At 69.7% G+C, this 21157-nt stretch carries 18 protein-coding genes; 7 read left to right on the forward strand and 11 right to left on the reverse strand.

Annotation, left to right across the window (positions count from 1 at the left end; genetic code table 11):
* The first annotated feature begins 46 nt into the window (after positions 1-46).
* From recC to BST28_RS08025, 5 genes are all read left to right on the forward strand, one after another.
* Positions 47-3316 (forward strand): exodeoxyribonuclease V subunit gamma, encoded by a 3270-nt coding sequence (gene recC, locus BST28_RS08005; protein WP_083080599.1) that lies wholly within the window; start codon positions 47-49, stop codon positions 3314-3316.
* Complete coding sequence (gene recB / locus BST28_RS08010) at positions 3313-6612, forward strand: exodeoxyribonuclease V subunit beta (protein WP_019737404.1); 3300 nt, start codon at positions 3313-3315, stop codon at positions 6610-6612. Before recC ends, recB begins: the two co-directional genes overlap by 4 nt.
* The gene (gene recD / locus BST28_RS08015; RefSeq protein ID WP_083080600.1) at positions 6609-8363 is read left to right on the forward strand and encodes an exodeoxyribonuclease V subunit alpha; all 1755 of its coding nucleotides are present in this window, start codon (positions 6609-6611) and stop codon (positions 8361-8363) included. Before recB ends, recD begins: the two co-directional genes overlap by 4 nt.
* Positions 8364-8411: 48 nt before the next feature.
* Positions 8412-8720 carry a hypothetical protein gene (locus tag BST28_RS08020; RefSeq protein WP_083080622.1) on the forward strand — a complete coding sequence of 103 codons (309 nt, stop codon included), beginning with the start codon at positions 8412-8414 and terminating at the stop codon, positions 8718-8720.
* Between the two features lie 93 nt (positions 8721-8813).
* Entirely contained in the window at positions 8814-9695 is an 882-nt protein-coding gene (locus BST28_RS08025) for an NYN domain-containing protein (RefSeq protein WP_083080601.1), read from the forward strand.
* A gap of 8 nt (positions 9696-9703) precedes the next feature.
* On the opposite strand, the gene BST28_RS08030 is transcribed toward BST28_RS08025, so the two are convergent.
* The 3 genes from BST28_RS08030 to BST28_RS08040 are packed head-to-tail and all read right to left on the reverse strand — an operon-like array spanning position 9704 to position 12639.
* Complete coding sequence (locus BST28_RS08030) at positions 9704-11302, reverse strand: peptide chain release factor 3 (RefSeq protein WP_083080602.1); 1599 nt, start codon at positions 11300-11302, stop codon at positions 9704-9706.
* 34 nt (positions 11303-11336) lie between these two features.
* Positions 11337-12164: an SDR family NAD(P)-dependent oxidoreductase gene (locus BST28_RS08035; protein WP_083080603.1), complete on the reverse strand. Its 828-nt coding sequence runs from the start codon at positions 12162-12164 to the stop codon at positions 11337-11339.
* 1 nt (position 12165) lies between these two features.
* Entirely contained in the window at positions 12166-12639 is a 474-nt protein-coding gene (locus tag BST28_RS08040) for a nuclear transport factor 2 family protein (protein ID WP_083080604.1), read from the reverse strand.
* 24 nt (positions 12640-12663) lie between these two features.
* Here BST28_RS08040 and BST28_RS08045 point away from each other — a divergent pair, with 24 nt between their 5' ends.
* Entirely contained in the window at positions 12664-12960 is a 297-nt protein-coding gene (locus BST28_RS08045) for a hypothetical protein (protein WP_234808223.1), read from the forward strand.
* 72 nt (positions 12961-13032) lie between these two features.
* Here BST28_RS08045 and BST28_RS08050 read toward each other — a convergent pair whose 3' ends face one another.
* Positions 13033-13479 carry a type II toxin-antitoxin system VapC family toxin gene (locus BST28_RS08050; RefSeq protein WP_083080605.1) on the reverse strand — a complete coding sequence of 149 codons (447 nt, stop codon included), beginning with the start codon at positions 13477-13479 and terminating at the stop codon, positions 13033-13035.
* Between the two features lie 29 nt (positions 13480-13508).
* Between BST28_RS08050 and BST28_RS08055 the strand changes: the two genes are divergently transcribed.
* Positions 13509-14585, forward strand: coding sequence for an HNH endonuclease (locus tag BST28_RS08055; RefSeq protein ID WP_029249470.1), 1077 nt, complete (start codon positions 13509-13511; stop codon positions 14583-14585).
* A 3-nt stretch (positions 14586-14588) separates the two neighbouring features.
* Here BST28_RS08055 and BST28_RS08060 read toward each other — a convergent pair whose 3' ends face one another.
* From BST28_RS08060 to BST28_RS08085, 7 genes are all read right to left on the reverse strand, one after another.
* The gene (locus BST28_RS08060) at positions 14589-16232 is read right to left on the reverse strand and encodes an NERD domain-containing protein (RefSeq protein WP_083080606.1); all 1644 of its coding nucleotides are present in this window, start codon (positions 16230-16232) and stop codon (positions 14589-14591) included.
* A gap of 52 nt (positions 16233-16284) precedes the next feature.
* Positions 16285-16419, reverse strand: coding sequence for a hypothetical protein (locus tag BST28_RS25065; RefSeq protein ID WP_019738389.1), 135 nt, complete (start codon positions 16417-16419; stop codon positions 16285-16287).
* Positions 16420-16529: 110 nt separating this feature from the next.
* On the reverse strand, positions 16530-17807 hold the full coding sequence (locus tag BST28_RS08065; protein WP_065288171.1) for a cytochrome P450: 1278 nt from the start codon (positions 17805-17807) through the stop codon (positions 16530-16532).
* Between the two features lie 67 nt (positions 17808-17874).
* Complete coding sequence (locus BST28_RS08070; protein ID WP_207570061.1) at positions 17875-18597, reverse strand: ferredoxin--NADP reductase; 723 nt, start codon at positions 18595-18597, stop codon at positions 17875-17877.
* A gap of 4 nt (positions 18598-18601) precedes the next feature.
* Positions 18602-19198 (reverse strand): DUF1326 domain-containing protein, encoded by a 597-nt coding sequence (locus BST28_RS08075; RefSeq protein WP_165758060.1) that lies wholly within the window; start codon positions 19196-19198, stop codon positions 18602-18604.
* Between the two features lie 13 nt (positions 19199-19211).
* Entirely contained in the window at positions 19212-20060 is an 849-nt protein-coding gene (locus tag BST28_RS08080) for a DUF2182 domain-containing protein (protein ID WP_083080608.1), read from the reverse strand.
* Positions 20061-20151: 91 nt separating this feature from the next.
* A complete protein-coding gene (locus BST28_RS08085) occupies positions 20152-21147 on the reverse strand; it encodes a hypothetical protein (RefSeq protein WP_020425490.1) in 996 nt (331 codons plus the stop codon).
* Between the last annotated feature and the right edge of the window lie 10 nt (positions 21148-21157).

The following is a 21157-nucleotide window of genomic DNA, read 5'->3' on the forward strand; positions in this document are numbered from 1 at the left end:
GATGGTTCAGCGCCGGGTGTCGGGGCCGCGGTTTAGGGTGGCCGCGATGGGACTGCACCTGCACCGCGCCGAACGCACCGACGCCCTCGCCGACGGTCTCGGTGCACTGTTGGCGACGCCGCCGGCCGACCCGTTCGCCCAGGAGCTGGTGCTGGTGCCGGCCCGCGGGGTCGAACGCTGGCTGTCCCAGCGGCTGTCGCACGTGCTCGGTGCCGGGTCCGGGGGCGACGGGGTGTGCGCCGGGGTGGAGTTTCGCAGTCCGGGATCGCTGATCGCCGAGATCACCGGACGCGCCGAGGACGACCCGTGGTCGCCGGACGCGATGAGCTGGCCGTTGCTGTCGGTGATCGACGCCAGCCTGGATGAGCCCTGGTGTGTCACGCTGGCAACGCATTTGGGTCATTTTCACACCGGTGATGACGCGCAGGTCCGGTGCGGTCGCCGCTATGCGGTCGCCCGGCGGCTGGCCGGTCTGTTCGCCTCCTACGCCCGCCAGCGGCCGCAACTGCTGGTCGACTGGCTCGACGGCGTCCCGGACGACCTGGACCCCGACCTGGCCTGGCAGCCGCCGCTGTGGCGCGCCTTGGTGGCCGCCATGGGCATCGACCCTCCGCACGTCCGCCACGAACAGACCCTGACCCGGCTGCGGCGGGCGCCCGCCGAGACGCTGCCGGCGCGCCTGTCGCTGTTCGGCCATACCCGCCTGGCGCACACCGACATCGAACTGCTCGACGCCCTGGCCACCCACCACGAGCTGCACTTGTGGCTGCCGCACCCGTCGGATCGACTGTGGCGGGCGCTGAGCGGTGTGCACGGCGTGGTTCCTCGCAGCGAGGACACCAGCCGCACCGCGGCCGAGCACCCGCTGCTGCGCACACTCGGGCGTGATCTACGCGAGCTGCAGCGCGGGCTTCCGGAGCCGGATACCGACGAATACCTGTGCAGTCCAACGCGTTCCGACACGCTGCTGAGTTGGCTGCAGTCGGATCTGGCCGCCAACGCGATCCGGCCCGAGGGCCGGGTACTCGCCGAGACCGACCGGTCGGTGCAGGTGCACTCCTGCCACGGCCCGGCCCGGCAGGTCGACGTGCTGCGCGAAGTGCTGCTGGGCCGGCTGGCCGACGACCCGAGCCTGCAGCCGCGCGACATCATCGTGATGTGCCCGGACATCGAGACCTACGCGCCGCTGATCGTCGCCGGTTTCGGGCTCGGTGAACTGGCCGGGGAGAACCACCCGGCGCATCTGCTGCGGGTGCAACTGGCCGACCGGGCGCCGGTGCAGACCAACCCGCTGCTGGGCGTGGCCGCCGCACTGCTGGACATCACCGACAGCCGGGTGACCGCCAGCGCGGTGCTCAACCTCGCCCAGGCGGCGCCGGTGCGGGCCCGGTTCGCGTTCACCGACGACGACCTGGAGGTCATCACCGGCTGGGTCCGCAGCGCCAACATCCGGTGGAGTTTCGACGCCGCGCACCGGGAACCGTACGGCCTGGCCAAAATTCAGCACAACACCTGGCGATTCGGGCTGGACCGGATCCTGACCGGTGTCGCCATGTCGGATGACTCCCGGGCCTGGCTGGACACCGCGCTGCCCCTCGATGACGTCGGCAGCAACCAGGTGGAGCTGGCCGGGCGGCTGGCCGAGTTCGTCGACCGGCTGCAGACCGCCGCCGACGCGCTCACCGGGGCGCGGCCGCTCACCGCGTGGATCACCACCCTGCTCGACGGCGTGGCCGCGCTGACCCGGGTCTCCACCGACGACGGCTGGCAGTCCGGCCAGTTGCACCGGGAACTCACCGAGGTGCTGCGGCAGGCCGACGCGCGCGCGAACACCGAGCTGCGGTTGCCCGATGTGCGCGCACTGCTCGCCGGGCGCCTGGCCGGGCGCCCCACCCGGGCCAACTTCCGCACCGGCGGGCTGACGGTGTGCACCCTGGTCCCGATGCGGTCGGTGCCGCACCGGGTGGTGTGCCTGGTCGGCCTGGACGACGGGGTGTTCCCCCGGGTCGCGCACGTCGACGGCGACGACGCCCTGGCCCGGCACCCGCACACCGGCGAGCGCGACCTGCGCGCGCAAGACCGGCAGCTGCTGCTGGACGCGGTGGGTGCGGCCACCGAGACACTGGTCATCACCTATACCGGCGCCGACGAACACTCCGGCAAGCCCCAGCCGCCGGCGGTGCCGCTCGCCGAGCTGCTCGACGCGCTGGACGCCACCACCGGTGAGCCGGTGCGCGAACGCGTCGTCATCGAACAGCCGTTGCAGCCGTTCGATATTCGCAACGTGACCCCCGGGGCACTGGGCACGCCCGGCCCGTTCACCTTCGATCCGACCGCCCGTACCGCAGCCGAAGCCGCCGCCGGGAAACGCAGCGAACCCCCGGAGTTGTTCACCGCGATCCTGACGCCGCCGGTCGGCGATGTGGAACTGGCCGAGCTGCTGGCCTTCTTCAAAGACCCCGTCAAGGGCTTTTTTCGGGCCTTGGACTACACGCTGCCGTGGGATGTCGACGGCGTCGAGGACGCCATGCCCGTCGAGATCGGCGGTTTGGCCACCTGGGGGGTCGGCGACCGGATGCTCACCGACATGCTTCTCGGGATGCACCCCGACGACGCGGCCAACGCCGAGTGGCGCCGCGGCACGCTGCCGCCGGGGCGGCTCGGGATGCGGACCGCCTGCGAGATCCGCGATCTGGCCCGCACCCTGGCCGAGGCGGCGATCGGCCACCGCCGCGGAGACCCGGCCGCCTACGACGTCGACCTCGACCTGGGCGGGGGGCGGCGGTTGACCGGCACCGTCGCGGGGGTGTACGGCGACCGCACCGTCTCGGTCACCTATTCCAAACTGGCGGCCAAACACTTCCTGCAGGATTGGATTGCGCTGCAGGCGTTGGCCGCTCAGCATCCCGACCGGTCGTGGTCGGCGATGAGCATCGGCCGCGGTGGGCGATCCCCGATCAGCCGGCGACTGTTCCGCCCGGCTCCGGACCCGCGGGAGGTACTGGGCCAGTTGGTGGCGATCTACGACGCGGGACGCCGCGAACCGCTACCGCTGCCGTTGGCGACGTCGTACGCCTGGGCGGAGGCCCGGCGCGACGGCGATGATCCACTCTGGAAGACCCGCTACGTCTGGGGCGGCACCTACGGCGACTGCACCGACAAGGCGGTCGCCAAGGTGTGGGGCCCCAACGCGCCACTGAACCGGCTGCTGGGCACCCCGCGCCCCGGTGAGGAGATCGACGGGGAGAGCACCCGTTTGGGCGCGCTGGCGGTGCGCCTGTGGTCACCGCTGCTGACCGCGGAGGGCCAGCCATGACGCGCAGCTTCGACCTGCTGGGGCCGCTGCCCGACCCCGGTTCCACGGTATTGCTGGAGGCCAGCGCGGGCACCGGTAAGACGTTCGCGCTGGCCGGTCTGACCGCCCGCTACCTCGCCGACGGCCGGGCTCGCCCGGATGAGTTGCTGCTGATCACCTTCGGCCGACTGGCCAGCCGCGAACTTCGCGACCGGGTGCGCACCCTGGTCGCCGGGGCGCTGGATGTGCTCGGCGGGGTGCGGGCAGCCGAGAACGACCTGGAGCGCTTCCTGCTCGACGGGCCCGCCGAACTGCGAAACGCCCGGCACGCCCGGTTACGCGACGCGCTGGCCGATTTCGACGCCGCCACCATCGTCACCATCCACCAGTTCTGTTCGCTGGTGCTGAAGTCCCTGGGGGTGGCCGGCGACACCGACGAGACCCTCACCCTGGTGGAGAGCCTGGCCGATCTGGTCGGCGAGATCGTCGACGACCGCTACCTGGCGCATTTCGGTCACGCCGAGAATCCCCCGCCGTTCAGCCGGGACGAGGCGCTGGCGCTGGCATCGAAGGTGGTCGAGGAGCCGGCCGCGCAGCTGCGCCCGGCCGACCCCGAGCCGGGTTCATCGGCGGCAGCGCGCCTGGAGTTCGCCGGGGAGGTGTTGGCCGAACTGGCGCACCGCAAACGCCGGCAGGGCATCCTCGGCTACACCGATCTCCTCACCCTGCTGCGAGACGCACTGCGGCGCAGTGATTCCGATGCGGCCGAGCGGATGCGGCGGCGCTGGCCGATCGTGATGGTCGACGAATTCCAGGACACCGACCCGGTGCAGTGGGAGGTGATCGACGCCGGCTTCCGCGGGCATTCGACTTTGGTGTTGATCGGCGATCCTAAGCAGGCCATCTACGGTTTCCGCGGCGGCGACATCTACACCTATCTGGCGGCCGCCCGCAACGCCGACGATCATCGCAGCCTGGACACCAACTACCGCAGCGACTCCGACCTGGTGGACAGCCTGCAGGTGGTGCTGGGCGGGGTGCAGTTGGGTCATCCCGAGATCGTGGTGCCGCCCGTGGCGGCTCATCACCGCGGGCAGCGGCTGGCCGGGGCCCCGCACAACGCGCCGTTTCGGCTGCGGGTGGTCGACCGGCCCACCGTGGGCTGCTCGGCCACCAAAGACATCGCGATCGGCGCCCTGCGCGACTACATCCCGGGCGATCTGGCCGCCGACGTCGCCGCCCTGCTCGGCTCCGCGGCCACCTACGACGGCCGGCCGATCACCGCCGGTGACGTCGCGATCCTGGTCGAGCGGCACGAGGACGCCGCGCTGTGCCGGGATGCGTTGACCGCACTGGACATTCCGGTGGTCTACACCGGCGACGCCGACGTGTTCGTCTCCCGCGCGGCCGCGGACTGGCTGTGCCTACTGGAGGCGTTCGACGCCCCGCACCGCAGCGGCCTGGTGCGGGCCGCGGCGTGCACGATGTTCTTCGGCGAGACCGCCGAGACCCTGGCGGCCGGTGGCGATGACCTCACCGACCGGGTGGCGCAGACGCTGCGCGAGTGGATCGACCACGCCCGGCTGCGCGGCATCGCCGCGGTGTTCGAGGCGGCCAAACTGGCCGGGATGGGCCGTCGGGTGCTCAGTCAGCGCGGCGGGGAGCGGCAACTGACCGACTGCGCGCACATCGGGCAGTTGCTGCACGAGACCGCGCACGCCGACCGGCTGGGGTTGCCTGGCCTGCGTGATTGGCTGCGCAAGCAGTGCGAGGACCGCACCAGCCGCGCCACCGAGCGCAGTCGCCGGCTCGACAGTGATGCCGGGGCGGTACAGATCATGACGGTGTTCGCCGCCAAGGGGCTGCAATTCCCGATCGTGTACCTGCCGTTCCTGTTCAACCGTTTCATCGGCGATCAGGGCAATCTGCTCTACCACGAGCCGGCCGTCGACGGCTCCGAGACGCGTTGTCTGTATATCGGCGGCGACGACGGCCCCGGCCGGGCCCTGGCCGCCGAGCTGCACCAGACCGAGGAGGCCCTGGACCACCTGCGCAACACCTACGTCGCCCTGACCCGGGCGCAATCGCAGGTGGTGGCGTGGTGGGGCCCCAGCCGCGACGAGGCCAACAGTGGGCTGTCCCGGTTGCTGCGCGGCCGCTCCCTCGGCCAGGCCGAGGTGCCGATCGCCTGCCGGCCGCGGATCAGCGACGCCGACGCGTGGGCGTTGTTCGCCGGCTGGCAGGACGCCGGCGGCCCGGTGGTCGAGCACTCCGAGGTGGTCCAGCCGCCCCCGCTGCCCAGGTCGTCGATGCCGAAAGACTTGGCGGTGCGCCACTTCCACCGCACCATCGACACCGGGTGGCGGCGCACCTCCTATTCGGCGCTGATCCGCGGTGCCGATGAGGCGGCCGTCGGCACGCACAGTGAACCCGAGACCCATACCCGTGACGACGAGTCCGAGGAGATCACGGTGACCGCGGCGGCCCCGGTTACCGGCGTCGAGTTGCGCTCCCCGATGGCGGATCTGCCCGGCGGCAAGACCTTCGGCTCGCTGGTGCACGGGGTGCTGGAGACCGCCGACCCGTTCGCCGCGGACCTGGCCGCCGAGCTGGCCGCGCAGGTGCGGGTGCACGAGCGGTGGTGGCCGGTCGGGGTCGACGCCGACGAGCTGGCCGCGGCGCTGGTGCCGATGCACGACACCCCGCTCGGCCCGTTGGCCGACGGCCTGACGTTGCGGCAGATCGGGGTTGCGGATCGCTTGCGGGAGTTGGATTTCGAGATTCCACTGGCCGGCGGCGACTTGCCCGGGGCAGCTTCGCAGGCGCGGGTCGCCGACGTGGGCGCGCTGCTGCGCGAACACCTGCCCGGCGAGGACCCGTTCGCGGTCTACGCCGACCGGCTGCTCTCCGACGCGCTGGGCGGCCAGACGCTGCGCGGGTACCTGTCCGGCTCCCTGGACGTGGTACTGCGCCTGCCCGATCAGCGCTACCTGGTGGTCGACTACAAGACCAATCAGCTCGGCGAGACCGCCGCCGACTACAGCTTCCCCCGGATGACCGAGGCCATGCTGCACTCGGACTACCCGCTGCAGGCGTTGCTGTATACCGCGGTGCTGCACCGGTTTCTGCGGTGGCGCCAACCCGGTTATGACCCGGCGCGGCATCTGGGCGGGGTGCTGTATCTGTTCGTGCGCGGCATGTGCGGGCCGGACACCCCGGTTCTCGACGGGCATCCGTCCGGGGTGTTCAGCTGGCGTCCGCCGGCGGCACTGGTGGTCGCCCTGTCGGACCTGCTGCATCGGGGGGTGACCGCATGAGCATTATGGAGGATCCGCTGTCGTGGCGGGTGGCGCTGACCGCGACCGGGCTGCTGCGGGAGTTCAACGACGCCGGGGTGCTCGAAGCCGCCGATGTGCATACCGCCCAACGGATCTGCGCGCTGGGCGGCGAGGCCGACGAGACGGTGGCACTTGCGGTGGCGTTGACGGTGCGGGCGTTGCGCACCGGGTCGGTCTGTGTGGAGCTGGCAACGGTGGCGACCAGCACGGAGCTCCCGGAGCTGGCGTGGCCGGAACCGGCGGCGTGGCTGGCGGCGGTGCGGGCCAGTTCGCTGGTCACCAAAAGCGTGTTGCGGCTCTACGACACGCCGTCGGGCGGCCTGCTCTACCTGGATCGCTATTGGCGCGAGGAGGAGCAGGTCTGCACTGACCTGCTGGCACTGTCCACGCCGCACGCCGGGCCGGCCGAGCCGGCGGTCTTCGATCGGCTGTTCCCGCCGGACTATAACGAGCAGCGCAGCGCAGCGGAGATCGCACTGACCCAGGCGGTCACCGTGCTCACCGGCGGGCCGGGCACGGGCAAGACCACCACGGTGGCCCGGTTGCTGGCCTTGTTGGCCGAACAGGCCGAGGCGTCCGGGCGCCCGGGCCTGCGGATCGCGCTGGCCGCCCCCACCGGTAAGGCCGCGGCCCGGCTCACCGAGGCGGTCGCCGCGGAGGTGGCCGGACTCGATCCGGTGGATCAGGCCCGGCTGGCCGGGTTGCAGGCCAGCACCCTGCATTCGCTGCTGGGTTCGCGGCCGCGGAATTCGTCGCGGTTCAAGCACAATCGGGCCAACCGGCTGCCGCACGACGTGGTCGTGGTCGATGAGACGTCGATGGTGTCGCTGACACTGATGGCCCGGCTGCTCGAGGCGGTGCGGCCGCAAGCGCGGCTGATCCTGGTGGGCGACCCCGACCAGTTGGCGTCGGTGGAGGCCGGGGCGGTGCTGGCCGACCTGGTGGAGGGCTTGGCGGCGCGGCCGGGCACCCGGGTGGCGACGCTGGCGACCGCGCACCGCTATAAGAAGCCGATCGGCGAGCTGGCCGCGGCGATACGCGCCGGCGACGGCGACACCGTGATCGGGCTGCTGGGCTCGGGCGATGAGCACCGGGAATGGATCGACGTGGCGACCCCGGCCGCGCTGGCCGACCAGTTGGCGCGGATCGTGGTGCCGCACGCGTTGCGGGTGCGTCAGGCAGCGATGCTCGGCGATGCCCGCGAGGCGCTGCGCAACCTCGACGAGCACCGGCTGTTGTGCGCGCACCGCGACGGCCTGCACGGGGCGAATCACTGGAATCGTCAGGTGCGGCGCTGGGTGTCCGAGCAGACCGGGGATTCGGTGTGGACGGACTGGTATGCCGGGCGTCCGCTGCTGGTCACCGCCAACGACTACGGGCTGGGTGTGCGCAACGGGGACACCGGGGTGGTCACGGCGCGCGCCGACGGGCTGCGCGCGGTGATCGCAACGGCGTCGGGGCCGGTGGATTTCGCCACCGGGCGGCTCTCGGATGTGGACAGCATGTACGCGATGACCATCCACAAGAGCCAGGGCAGTGAGGCCGACGTGGTGACGGTGCTGATGCCGCCGGTCGACTCGCGGCTGCTGACCCGCGAGCTGTTCTACACGGCGGTGACCCGCGCCAGGCACAAGGTGCGGGTGCTCGGCTCTGAGGAGGAGATCCGTGCGGCGCTGGATCGGCGGGCGGTGCGGGCCTCCGGGCTGGCGTTGCGGCTGCGCGAGGCGTGAGGCTCTTCGGGCCCTGCGCTGTCACACCCCCGGATTAGCGTCGTGACCATGGGAAAGCGCAAACAGTCAGGCAGCGGCGGGACGGGGCTGGCCATCCTGGTCGTGATCGCGGTGCTGTGGTGGTTGCGCTGGGTGATTGTGGCCTGCGCGGCGATCGCGGCGGCGGTGTTCGTCATGCGATGGCTGATGCGCCGCTACGCGGTGCACCGCGCCGCCGAGCAGCACCGGCTCCACGAGATCCGGCAGCGCGCCGAGATTCAGAACGCCCAGGTGCTGCGGGGTGATCCGCACGGGTTCTACGGCCAGTACCCGCTACCCGATCCGGAGTTGATCCCGCGGTGGTACCGGCCCGGGTAGGCCGGTCGCCGGCGGCCGACCATAGCGATAGTTGCCCGCCTTTGAGCGACAAGCCGCCACGGCTGAGAGCGGTATGCGTGCCACACTGGGACGATGACGGAATCCGGCGATACCCGGGTCGCGGTCTACCTCGACTTCGACAACATCGTGATCTCCCGCTACGACCAGGTCAACGGGCGCAGTTCTTTTCAGAAGGACAAGTCCAGGGGCCTGGCCAAGCACCCGGAGCGCCTCGCCCGCGCCACCGTCGACGTCGGGGCGATCATCGACTTCGCGTCGTCGTTCGGGACGCTGGTGCTCACCCGCGCCTACGCCGACTGGTCGGCGGAGGTCAACACCGGCTACCGCGCGCAACTGGTGGGACGCGCTGTCGATCTGGTCCAGTTGTTCCCGGCGGCCGCCTACGGCAAGAACGGCGCCGACATCCGGTTGGCCGTCGACGCGGTCGAGGACATGTTCCGGCTGCCGGATCTGACCCACGTGGTGATCGTGGCCGGCGACTCCGACTACATCCCCCTGGCGCAGCGCTGTAAACGCCTGGGCCGCTATGTCGTCGGAATCGGCGTGGCCGGTTCGACGAGCCGTGCGCTGGCCGCGGCGTGCGACGACTTCGTCAGCTACGACGCGCTGCCCGGGGTGCCGGTGTTCGAGCCAGCACCCACCGAACCCGACACCGACGCCGAACCGAAGCGGCGCACCCGCCAGACCAAGAAGGAACCCGTGGAGCCGCCGCCCCCGGATCCGGTGGACACCGCGACCGCGCTGCTGACCCGCGCGTTGCAGATCGGCCTGGAGAAAGACGACGTCGAGTGGCTGCACAACTCGTCGGTCAAGGCGCAGATGAAGCGCATGGATCCGTCGTTCAGCGAGAAGGAGCTGGGCTATAAGTCCTTCAGCGACTTCCTCCGGTCCTACTCGGACCTGGTGGAGCTGGACGAGAGTTCGACGACGCGGATGGTGCGGCTGCGCAGCTAGCGGTCGGGCTACCCTTCTGCGGCCACCAAGGACCGCAGCTGCACGTCGGGGTTGTCGCGTTGGAAGCCCTGCAGCCGCCAGCTGTTGGAGAACAACACCAGGTGCACACCGTCGGTGCGGACCATGACTTCGGCCAGCGCCTCCTTGGCGACGGCATCGGCGTCGCGGGGGTCCACGATCCGCGCCACCTGGTAGGGCAGCGTCTCCAGTGAGATCGGCGCGCCGATCTCACTGGCCATCCGGTGGGCGGCCACCTCGAACTGCATCGGGCCGACCGCGGCGAGCACCGGCGCCTGCTCACCACGACGGTCGGAGACCAACACCTGCACGACGCCCTCTTGGTCCAGCTGCTCGATGCCGCGGCGGAATTGCTTGTGCTTGCTGGGATCGACGTTGCGTGCCACCGCGAAATGCTCGGGCGAGAAGCTCGGTATCGGCGGATACTGCACGGGCACATCGCAATACAGCGTGTCGCCGGGGCGCAGGGCAGCGGCGTTGGCCAGTCCGATCACATCGCCGGGCCAGGCGGTGTCCAGCGTGGAGCGCTGCTGGCCGAACACCGACTGGGCGTACTTAGTGACAAACGGCTTGCCGGTCGCGGCGTGGGTCAGCACATCGCCGCGTTCGAAGGTGCCCGAGTACACCCGGGCGAAGGCGATGCGATCGCGGTGGGCGGAGTCCATTCCGGCCTGCACCTTGAACACGAAGGCGCTGAACGGCGCGTCGGTGGCGCGCCGGGCGCCGTCGACGTCCAGCGCCCCACTCGGTGCGGGCGCCAACTCGGCGAGCACGTCGAGCAGCTGATTCACCCCGAAGTTCAAGGCCGCCGAGGTGAACAGCACCGGTGTCGCCGCGCAGTCTAGGAACGCCTCGCGGTCATAGTCGGATCCGTCGGCGCTCAGCAGTTCGGATTCTTCGACCGCGGTGTCCCAGTCCGTGCCGGCCGCGTCGTGGGCGTCGGCCGCGGCGATGTGCTCCTCGGGGGCCGCGGTGGCGCCACCGGCGGTGCGGGTGAACCGGATGAAGTTTCCGGAGCGGCGGTCCAGCACCCCGGTGAACTCTCCGGCGATGCCGACCGGCCAGGTCAGCGGGGTGGGGCGCAGCCCGATGCGGGATGCGATCTCATCCATCAGTTCCAGGGCGTGCCGGCCGGGACGGTCCCACTTGTTGATCACCGTGATGATCGGGATCCGGCGGTGGCGGCACACCTGGAACAGCTTGAGGGTTTGGGGCTCAAGGCCTTTCGCGGCGTCGATGAGCATGACCGCGGAGTCCACCGCGGTCAGCACCCGGTAGGTGTCCTCGGAGAAGTCGGCGTGGCCGGGGGTGTCGAGCAGGTTGATGACGCATTCCCGGCCCCCGGCGGTGCGGTAGGGGAACTGCAGGGCGGTCGAGGTGATGGAGATGCCGCGGGCCTTCTCCATCTCCATCCAGTCCGACACGGTGGCGCGGCGCCCGGCTTTTCCGTGCACCGCGCCGGCTTCGGTGATGGCCTTGGCGTGCAGCACCAGCGCCTCGGTCAAGGTGGACTTGCCGGCGTCGGGGTGGCTGATCACGGCGAAGGTTCGGCGGCGGCCCGCTTCGGAATCCAGGGCGTTGTCGGTCATTGCGTCAGCGAGTGTATTGGGGGGTTGTGCACCCTTAATACAGCGGCCCGCCGCCGAACAGCGCGCGGTGCGAGTCGGGCTGGTTGCCTTCGATGTCGGTGATGCCGTAATCGAGTGCGGTTTCGGCGGTGATCAGGGTGTGTCCGCTGCGGGCCGCGATGTCGGGGTCGTCGGCCAGTGCGGCGATGACGCGGCCGATGAACTCCGGTGTCTCGGCGTTGGCCAGCGGGTAGCCCTGAAAATTGTCCAGACCGCGCTCGATGAAGCCCTGCATGACTTCGTTTTTCACCAGCCCCGGCCACACCGACAGCGCGCTCACCCCGGTGCCGGCCAGCTCGACGGCCATGTCGGCGGCCATCTTGTCCAGTCCGGCCTTGGACATGCCGTAGAGCACCGAGTGCAGATGCCCGCGGGCCCCGAACGAGGAGATGTTGATGATCAGGCCCGACCCGCGGGCCACCATCAGCTGCGCGCCGTGCACCGACGCGACATAGTGCGCGCGCAGCCCCACCCCGATCAGACTGTCCCAGTCCGACAGCGGGCGCCCCCAGAATTTCTCGGTGAACCCGGCGAACCCCTTGGGTGCGGCCCATACGTTGTTGACCAGAAGATCCAGCCGGCCCTGCTGGTCGTCGGCGATGCGGGCGAACAATGCGGCGATCTGGGCGTCGTCGCGGTGGTCGCACGCTACGGCGATGCCGCGCCCGCCGCGGCGGGTGACACCCCGGGCGGTCTCGTCCAGCGGGCCCTCCCGCCGCGCGGTGACATAGACGGTCCAGCCGTGTGAGCCCAGCGCCAGCGCGATGCCCTTGCCGACGCTGCGGCTGGCGCCGGTGACCAGGGCGATGCGAGCTTGGCTCATGTCAGGCCTGCACCACGGCGTCGCCGAGCGGGCGGACCATCGACCACAGCTGGCGGAAATGGCTGCGCGACATCTTCCAGGTTCCGTCCTCGAGGACGTAGTCGTCGTCGTACTCGCCGGTGAGCAGTCGCTCGGTGCGCTCAATCAGGTTGAGCTGCCGGAACTTCAGCGTCCAGCGGCCGCTCGCACGGCCGGGTCCGGTGATGGTGATGTCCGGGTGCATCGCGTGGTGCATGTCCAAGATGACGTGTTTGCCGTCGACGGTGTGCAGCGCGATACGGCGAAACGTCTCGGCGATCTCATCGGCGTCGGTGAAGCCACCGAGCGGGCCGTAGTCGACGTCGGCGCCGGAGGCGATGAAGCAGGCCCGGAAGGTGTCGGGGTCCTTGGCGTCGCAGGCCCGGAAGTAGCGGTGCTTGAGGGCTTTGATCGCCTCGATCTGTTCGAGCGCGGCCAGCCGTTCTTCGATCGTCACCTGCTCGACCCTACGGTTTTGTCGGTGGCCGGTGCGATGGTGGGCGTAACCGAGCAGAAGGAGCCCGCGATGCGCACGTTCTTCCCGGCCGTGCTGGCCGTATTCGGACTGGGCCTGGCGCTTCCGGCGACCGCGGCGGCCGGCCCGCAACCGCCGTGCGCGGCGTTCGACACCTGCCGTTACATGCCCGATCCCTGGTATGACGGGCCGCTGATGCCGACCTGGAACCTGCCGGGTGTCTACGGCGGCCGGACCACGCTGCCGGTGATGTGTGATCCCGCGACGTATTCGTGCCGGACGTATGTGCCGGGGACGAGGTAGCGATGCGGCGCTGGCGCTCGACATCCCGGTGGTAACCCAGGACACGGGGTGATTCAGCTCTGGCACTCTGGCTCAGATCGCCACGAAGCCGAGTAGCTCGGCGATTCGGCGTTGCGCGGCGTCGCGCGAGGCGAACCCCCGCTGCTCGCCGGGCTCCAGCAGCGGCGGCACGACCAGTGCGGCCACCGCCAGATGCCAGGCGCCCATCGCGCGCAGGGCGTGTTCACGAACGAGCTGGAGGGCATGTTCTTCCACCGTCTCCTGTGACGCGCCCAGGACGGTCACCTTGTCCACGAGGTCGGCGTCGAGCATCGCGAGCAGACCCTTTTCATCGGCGCGGCCGCTGCGCGCGGCGCGGACCAGGGCGCCGGAGACTTCGATTCGGGTCCAGGTACCGGTCACGGTGGCAATGTCCGGGTCGGCGAGCAGTGCAATCGCCTGCTGGTGGCCGTCCTCGTCAGCCAGGTAGGCACGCGCCAGCACCGACGAGTCCAGGTAGGCGACCTGTGGACAACTCACAGACCCACGCGTCCAGTCATAATGCCGAGGTGCGCGACAACGACGGCAATTCACTGCTCCTCGGGCAGCGGGTGGTGGCCATCCTCGAGACCGGTCTGCGCACGGCCACCTACAAGCTCGCTACGTTGATGGCGTTGATCGACCACTCCATCGAGAACGTGCCGGCGAGTCCGGATGCCGCGTTGGTGGTGCCCATCCCCGAGCTCGCGCACCGGGTGCTGGAAATCTATTGGCTGCAAGTGCGCCCATTCGAGGGGCAGATCCTGTCCCAGATGACGGGGGGACCGAGGGCCACCATCCCCAACGCCGCGCGGCGGTTACGGGCCGAGGCCCACGTCGACGACAGCCGGGTACCGCTCGATGTCGCGATCAGCCGGGTCCCGCATGCCTACCAAACAGCACTGGACGAGGTCGGCGTTTGCCTGGCAGGCGAACCACTTCGTCGCCTCCAGCGTTTCCGCGGCGCCACCGAAACCGACCCGTTCCTTTACGACGATGCGTTCCTTCAGAAGCCGAGTACCTCGGCCAAACGTGTCCGGGGCTATGCCATCGAACTGAAACCCGGTGTCGCACATGGCCTCGCTCGGCTGGCCGGACTGTTGAAGCCGGCCCTGGAAATCATGTGGGTGGACGACGTGCGCCGGATGAACAAGTTCCTGCATGCCGACATCCCGGATGTGGCCGGCCATTTGTTCGGCCGGGAGCGCACTGCCCTCGACCGGGTTCGCGAACCCTTCAAGGACGCGTTCGGACCGCACTGCTTCTACTGCTCGACGCACCTACCGGCCGGCAATCCGATCGATCATGTGCTGCCGTGGTCGCTCGCCGGTATCGACGGCCTGGCCAATCTGGTGCTGGCGTGCGCCCGCTGCAACGGCGACAAGAGCAATGCCCTGCCGGCGGTGCCGATCATCGACCGGGTGCTCGATCGGGACCGCGGCGTATTAGAGCAGATCGCTACCGACATCGGTTGGCCGACGCAGCGCGACCGCGTGGTGGCCGCCGCCGTCGGGCTTTACCGGATGCAACCGGCCGGGGTACCGACCTGGTCGGGCTACAAACAGACGACCCGGCTCGACATCGCCTTCCCGCCCTCCTGGGCGTGACCGCTACTCGATTCCCAGCTTGCGCGCCAGATCCGGCCCACCGACCTCGGCGATGAAATCCCGGTCACCACAGACCACCAGCTGGTCGCGGGCCCGGGACAACCCGACATAGAGGCGTTCTCGGGCCCGTTCGATCGGCCCGCTGGCGTCCACCACAAGCACCACAGCACGGCGCTCCAATCCCTTGAACCCCAGCACATGTCCGTAGAAGACCTGGTCGACGTCCCAGAAGCTGTCCCAATAGGCTTCATCGCCCTGCTCCTGGCGGGCGACCTGTTCGGGGTGGCGGCTGCCGGTGGTCAACAGTGCCACGTCCTCGGGACGCCAGCCCTCATCGAGCAACTTATCGACCTCATCGTCGCCGGTCTCGACGGCGGTCTCCTTGCAGCACGGCACGAACCGCACCTCCGGGCCGTCGGCGCCCAGGAACCGGATCGGGTGGTCCACCAGCGGCTGGAATGTGGTGGCGATCTGGCGGGTGTTGCGCAGGTTGCGGTCCAGCACCAGCGAGACCAGCGGCACCGGCGGGGTGCCCTGCCGGTCGAACACCCGCTGGCCTTCGTCGCTGAACACGAACAGCCCGCCCTCCTCGTCGTCGCGCAGCGAGGCCAGCACCGGATCCCACCAGGCGTCGGCGAAGTCCTGCGCCTCATCGACGATGACCGCGTCGAACCGTTGCCCGTCATCGAGGTTCTGCGCCAACGCGAGCATCTGCTGCGGCAGTTGCTCCTCCCAGAACCGCACCGATGCCTCCGGGTCGCTGGGACCGTCGGGCGCGCCCCACGCCACGCCCATCGAGTGGAATTCGCCGACGTAGGCGGGCCGATGACGACGCTGCCACGCCCCGGTAAGCCGTTTGAGGTAGGAGGCCAGCCCGTGCGAGTAGCACAGCAGCGCAACACGTTTTCCCTCGGCGGCGAGCCGGCGGGCCTGCTCGACGGCCAGGTAGGTCTTGCCGCTGCCGGCGCTGCCGCGCACCTGCACGCGGTTGAGCAGCCGGATGGCTTCTAAGATCACGGCCTGCTGTTCGGTGAGGGCGTCGGCGGCGCTGTCGTTGGCCAGGGCGCGGGCGACCACGTCGCGCTGCGGCAGGCCCCGCCCACCCAGCGCGATGCGGAATTGGTCGATGCCGTCGGCGGTCAACAGGGGGCGGTCCAGTTCCTGGCGGATGAGCACGTGTCGCAGCCGAGACACCAGCTGCGGCAGGTCAGTGCGGTCGATCACCTTCCAGCGCGGGCACTCCGGGAGTTCGAAGTCGTCGGGCAACTTGGCGTGCGGCAACGCCACGACGTGATCCCAGCGCGGCCGGTCCTGGGTCCAGCGCGGGTCGTGCTCGATGTAGTCCCGCAGTGCATAACAGGCCTCGCGCGCCTGGCGCACCGGCTCGATGCGGTACTCCCGGCCGCCGCGCAGCTGACGCCACCCGGATCCGTTGTGCCAGACCTCGCCGCCCTTGACCTCGATGCAGATGATGCCGGCGCCCTCGATCGCGACGACGAAGTCGATCTCGTGGTCCTTGAGGTGATCGGTGACGCGCTGACCGGCCACCACCACGTCGCCGTCCTGCAGCTGGTCGATCAGCGCCTGGTAGACGTGGCGCTCGGAGGCGCTGGCGAATCGCGGATGTTCGGGGAGGGAAATCGGCACGCCGACGAGACTGCCATGCCTAGCGGCGACAGCCTGAAGTTTCGAGCGGAAATCAGCAGGCCCGGCCGGCGAAGAACGCCGAGGAGACCAAGCCGACACACAGCGCCACCGTCGTCTGGCCCATCAGGCCGGCGCCGATGGTCGCGGTGGCCGCGGTGATGCCTAGCGCGCTCAAGAAACCCGTCATTGCGGAAGCCTCCTGTGGTCAGCGTCACATCTTATTTTTAACGTGGCCTACACCACATCATATGTCGGCGTGAAAAGCCAGTCCATGCCGACGCACCCAGATCGGCGGGTCTACCGAACCGCACGAACGTGCACGATCAGGCCGTCGCGGGGCTGCAGCGCCGCATAGCCGCCGGCACGAATACGCTGGTCAGGCAGGTTCAGCTCGGTTCTGGCCAGTAGCCGGGCCAGCATCACCGTCAGCTCGGCGGTGGCGAAACTCGACCCGATGCAGCGATGCGTTCCACCCCCGAACGGCAGGAACTCATACGGCGCGGGCCGGCGGTACCGCGGGGAGGCGGGGTCCCACCGGCGCGGCTGGAAGTCCAACGGGTCGGCCCACAGCTCCGGAAGCCGGTGCGTGACGTACGGGCTGAACACCAGGGTGCGTCCGGCCCGGATGCGCCGGCCGGCGAACGACAACTCGCGGGTGACCTTGCGCGCGGAGATCACCCCGGGCGGGTAGAGCCGCAGCGTCTCATGCACGACACCGTTCAGATAGGTCAGGCCGGCGACATCCGGCGCCCGCTCCCCCGTGACACTTGCGACTTCGGCGGCGGCAGTCTCCCAGACGCCCGGGGTGCTCAGCAACGCATAGACCGCCCAGCCCATCGCCGCACTGGTCGTTTCGTAGCCGGCGGCGATCAGCGAGACGACCTGGTCGCGGATCTCGTCGTCGCGCAACGCCTCGCCCTCGTCGGTGCGGCCGTTGATCAGGGTGGTCAGCACGTTGTCGTCGGCGGCGGGATGGGTTCGGGCGCGGGCGATCTCGGCGTAGATCAGCTCATCGACGCGGGTCCGGGCGGACATCGCGCGCCGCCAGGCCGGAGTCTTCAGCCGGGCCTCGGCCTTGAGCACTTGGGGCAGCCGGCGGGTCAGGTCCATCAGCGGCTGCAGCTGTTCGCCCAGGAAGTCGGCGTGCACGGCCATCGTCTGGCCGAACAGTGATTCGATGGCGCTGCGGCGGATCGCCGAGCGCAGCTGGGCGAAGATGTCGACCGTGTCGCCCGGGCGCCAGGAGTCGATGACGGCGTCGGCGTTGGCCGCCATGATCTGCAGGTAATTGGCGATGTGGCGGTGGTGGAATGCCGGTTGGACCAGGCTGCGGCGGCGGCGGTGATCGGCCCCGTCGCTGACGATCAGCGCGGTGGGCCCGTCGACGGGCACCAGTACCTGGAAGGCGTCCCACCAGCTGAAGGCGTCGGAGTTGGCGAAGACGAACTTGTTGGCCTCGGCGCCCAACAGATAGATGTAGCCGTGGCGGCCGATCCCGGCATCGACCATCGGGCCGCGGCGGCGGTACAACGCCAGCAGCGCCTCGCCGGGGCGGTAGCGCGCGGGAGGGGTCATCGGCGCCGAGCGTAGCGGCCTGCTCGCCGGAGGCGGGGCGGTTTGCTCCGCCGGGACCTGGTCGAGGTCAGTAGCCGTAGAACTCGGCGGACTTGATGGCGTCGTCCTCGACGCCCAGATCCTGCAGCAGGTCCAGCATCGCCAGCGCCATCGGCGGGGGTCCGGCCACGTAGTAGACCGGGCTGGTCAGGTCCGGCAGGTGGCCCTTGAGCAGTTCGGCGTCGATGACACCGGTCTGGCCCGACCACGGCTGCGCCGAGGCCGCCGGGTCCGTCATCGTCGTGATCAACCGGTAGGGCGGATGCGACTGCTGCAGCTGTTGCAGCTCGGGCAGGAACGCCGCCAGTTCGGGCCGCCAGTTGGAGTAGAACAGGTAGATCGGATGCGCCAGTGACTCCCACGCAGCATGGCGCACCATCGACAGAAACGGTGTGACGCCGATACCGCCGGCGATCAGCACCGCCGGCCGGGCGGCGTCGCGGTGCAGGATCAGGTCGCCGTCGGCTTCGCTGATCTGCACCGCGGTGCCGATCGGCGCGTCGCGCAACACCTGTTTGAACGCGCTGTCGCGCAGCCGCATTGCGACCATCAACTCGGGTTCGTGCGGAGCGCTGGCGATGGTGAATTCGCGCGTCGGCCCTTTGTCGTCGGTTCGGGGCGGGTCGATCAGGGTCAGCTGAAACGACTGGCCCGCTTGGTAGTCGTAGCCGTCGGGCCGGGCGAAACGAAACGCCATGGTGTCTTCGGCGACCAGCTCGCGCCGGGTCAGGTGCGTCTTGTAGAGGTCCACGGCGTCAGGAGGCGAAGCTGAACTCGGTCTGGGTCGACTGGCGACCCCGGAACTGCAGGCCGTGTTCGGTCTCGGTCACCCGGTGCCGAATCACCTTGCCCGGGTAGGTCAGTGCACCGTAGACGTGGCCGAGCGCGGTGTTGTTCAAGGTGGTGTGCGATCCGTCCTTGGCCGTGAAGCCGGCGACCTCGGCTTCGAACACCCCGTCGACCTTGAAATATCCGCTGCCCTTGTCGACGTCGAACTCGATCGGTGCCCGCGTCATGCCGACGATCTCTTTGACCAGGCCGGCCAGATCGGCCAGCGGCCCGCCCTCCTGACCGGTGAACGCGGCCACCAGGGCGTTCTGCTGGGCGTCGTCGGCGCGGTCGTCGACGATGACGAACACCCGGGTGTTGACATCGAAGATGTTGTCGGCGTGGTGGCCCAGCAGTCCCAGGTTGAGCCCGGTGACGTCGATACCGTTGATCTGGCCGCGGTCGATGTGGAACACCCAGTTGAACCCGCAGTTGTTGCCGTCGGCGTTCTCCCCGATCGTGCACGGGCACAGCGACCGGCAGCTGCAGACCTCGGCCATCCGTCCGTTCAACTCGTATCCCACGGCGATCTCCTTTTCAGTGGTGGTGCGTGCCGGTCGATGACTGCAGTGGTTCATACAATCCCCAGCCGGGCAGGTGGTTGCCGAAGATGCCGACCAATCCCGCGGCGATCACGAGGGCGATCCCGAGCGGGGTGACGATACGCCGGCCCCAGGATGCGGTCTTCTCGATCAGCATCACCGCGGTGAGCGCCAGCATGGCCAGCACGTTGCCCAGTCCGGTGCCGAACATGATCAGCATCAGCGCCCAGCAGCAGCCCAAACATGACAGGCCGTGGCGCAGCCCAAGGTTCCAGGCGCCCCGGATCCCGCGGCGGTAGTGCGCGAACAGGAAGGCCCGGGGGTCGCGGCACTGGGTCAGGCAGCGGTCCTTGAGTGGGGTGAGTTGGAAGACGCCGGCGATCGCCAGCACCGCGGCGAGCACCAGATGCGGCCGGGAGACGATCCAGTTCAACTGTGCCGGTGGCGCCCAGGCCCGCAGCGCGCCGCCGACCGCGACCGCGGCCAGCGCGAACGCCAGCCACAGCGCGAAGTATCCGGCGAGAAAGGCGGTGCGCACCGCGGCGGTGCGCGGCGCGCGGGCGCTGACGACGGTGAACATCCGCACCATCGGAATGGTCGTCGGCAACATCATCGCCGCGGTCATCTCCAGCCAGGCAGCGGCCAGCAGCGCGACGGAGACCGCAATGCCCGCTACCGATTCCGGCCGGCTACCGCCGGCGATGAGGCCGTCATGATGGTGCCCGGCCGCCAGCAGCGCCACCCAGCTCAGCGCGGCGATGGTCCACAGCAGCCGGCCCGGGTCGCGCAGCCATTCCGAGGGCGCAGCCGAGGACCGGCCGGCCACCTGGTCGGATGCCACCATCTGGGGCGCCCCTTCGCCGATGGGTTATTTGCCGAACATTACCGGATGGCCTATTGGGGGTAGCGGCAAGGGTTTTGGTGGGGCCTTGGGGTCAGTGGGCGTGGGGTGCCAACGTAGCGAGCCCGGCGAAGGCCTTGTCGAGAACCCCGTCGTCGTCGGCCATTTCGAGCATGACGGGGTCCATCGCGATGGTGCCGCGGGCATAGGGCAGTACGTCGGGCAGTTCGCCGACGCGCACCACGAATTCGTCGATGAAGCGGCGGTAGCCCTCCAGCGGAACGTCCAGCACCCGAGCGCAATCGCGCACGATATCGGCGTGTTCGCCCGGCGCGTTGACGCCGCGGCAGCGTTCGGCCAGGCTCAGCAGTCGTTCGTGCAGATCCATCAGCCGATGCGCGGCATGCATGATGGCCTCGGCGTCGGCGGTGGTCTCATCGGTGGGGTCTCCGAACATCCGGGTGAAACTCGGGCTGAGCATCAATTCCTCGACCTGGCTCACCAGCGTGGACATCTGGTCCAGAAGTTCGAACAGATGCTGCCCCAGCTGAAAATCGGTGTGAATACGCGGACCTCGGTGCGGCGCGTAGCCGAGTTGCTGATCGCGCAGGCGTGCTTGCAGTACCCCGTAGCGCTGCACCAGCACCGAGACGAAGACCGCATAACGCCAGCAGGCCGGTCGTTCGGCCAACAGGGCGTCCAAGCCCTCGGGGGTGTAGGCGACCGCGGCGATCCGCGGCTCTTCGTCGCCGTCGCCGGAAGGGTCGTCGGCAGGGTTCGCGTCGGCGGCGAGCCGGCGCATCAGCTCGGCGCCGTCGACTCCGTAGAGTCCTCTGCTGTCACCGTGCAACGCCCAGCGGTGCTGCCGGTCGGCGCGCTCCCGGAGCCCCTCGTGGCGCCGCTCGATAACGGCCCGTTGCTGATCGATCCACGGCGCCAGCAGGTAGCCGACGAACCCGAGGGCGGCCAGGACCAGGACGGCGACGCACAACCCGGCCGACCCGGACAGTGCTGCGGCAAACAGCAGGGCGACGACGGGCCCGGCACCGGAACGCAGCGCCGCACGGGCCCTCGCGATCAACGCGTTCATGGCCTGCACG

Origin of the sequence: Mycolicibacter kumamotonensis, assembly GCF_002086285.1 — a bacterium.
Taxonomy (GTDB): Bacteria; Actinomycetota; Actinomycetes; order Mycobacteriales; family Mycobacteriaceae; genus Mycobacterium; species Mycobacterium kumamotonense.

What these genes read in the sequence shown, in the direction of transcription:
- recB (WP_019737404.1), top strand. Translation starts at nt 3,313, where the DNA reads ATGACGCGCAGCTTCGACCTGCTGGGGCCGCTGCCCGACCCCGGTTCC.
- BST28_RS08020 (WP_083080622.1), top strand. Translation starts at nt 8,412, where the DNA reads ATGGGAAAGCGCAAACAGTCAGGCAGCGGCGGGACGGGGCTGGCCATC.
- BST28_RS08025 (WP_083080601.1), top strand. Translation starts at nt 8,814, where the DNA reads ATGACGGAATCCGGCGATACCCGGGTCGCGGTCTACCTCGACTTCGAC.
- BST28_RS25065 (WP_019738389.1), bottom strand. Translation starts at nt 16,419, where the DNA reads ATGACGGGTTTCTTGAGCGCGCTAGGCATCACCGCGGCCACCGCGACC.
- BST28_RS08085 (WP_020425490.1), bottom strand. Translation starts at nt 21,147, where the DNA reads ATGAACGCGTTGATCGCGAGGGCCCGTGCGGCGCTGCGTTCCGGTGCC.
- BST28_RS08035 (WP_083080603.1), bottom strand. Translation starts at nt 12,164, where the DNA reads ATGAGCCAAGCTCGCATCGCCCTGGTCACCGGCGCCAGCCGCAGCGTC.
- BST28_RS08030 (WP_083080602.1), bottom strand. Translation starts at nt 11,302, where the DNA reads ATGACCGACAACGCCCTGGATTCCGAAGCGGGCCGCCGCCGAACCTTC.
- BST28_RS08065 (WP_065288171.1), bottom strand. Translation starts at nt 17,807, where the DNA reads ATGACCCCTCCCGCGCGCTACCGCCCCGGCGAGGCGCTGCTGGCGTTG.
- recD (WP_083080600.1), top strand. Translation starts at nt 6,609, where the DNA reads ATGAGCATTATGGAGGATCCGCTGTCGTGGCGGGTGGCGCTGACCGCG.
- BST28_RS08080 (WP_083080608.1), bottom strand. Translation starts at nt 20,060, where the DNA reads ATGGTGGCATCCGACCAGGTGGCCGGCCGGTCCTCGGCTGCGCCCTCG.
- recC (WP_083080599.1), top strand. Translation starts at nt 47, where the DNA reads ATGGGACTGCACCTGCACCGCGCCGAACGCACCGACGCCCTCGCCGAC.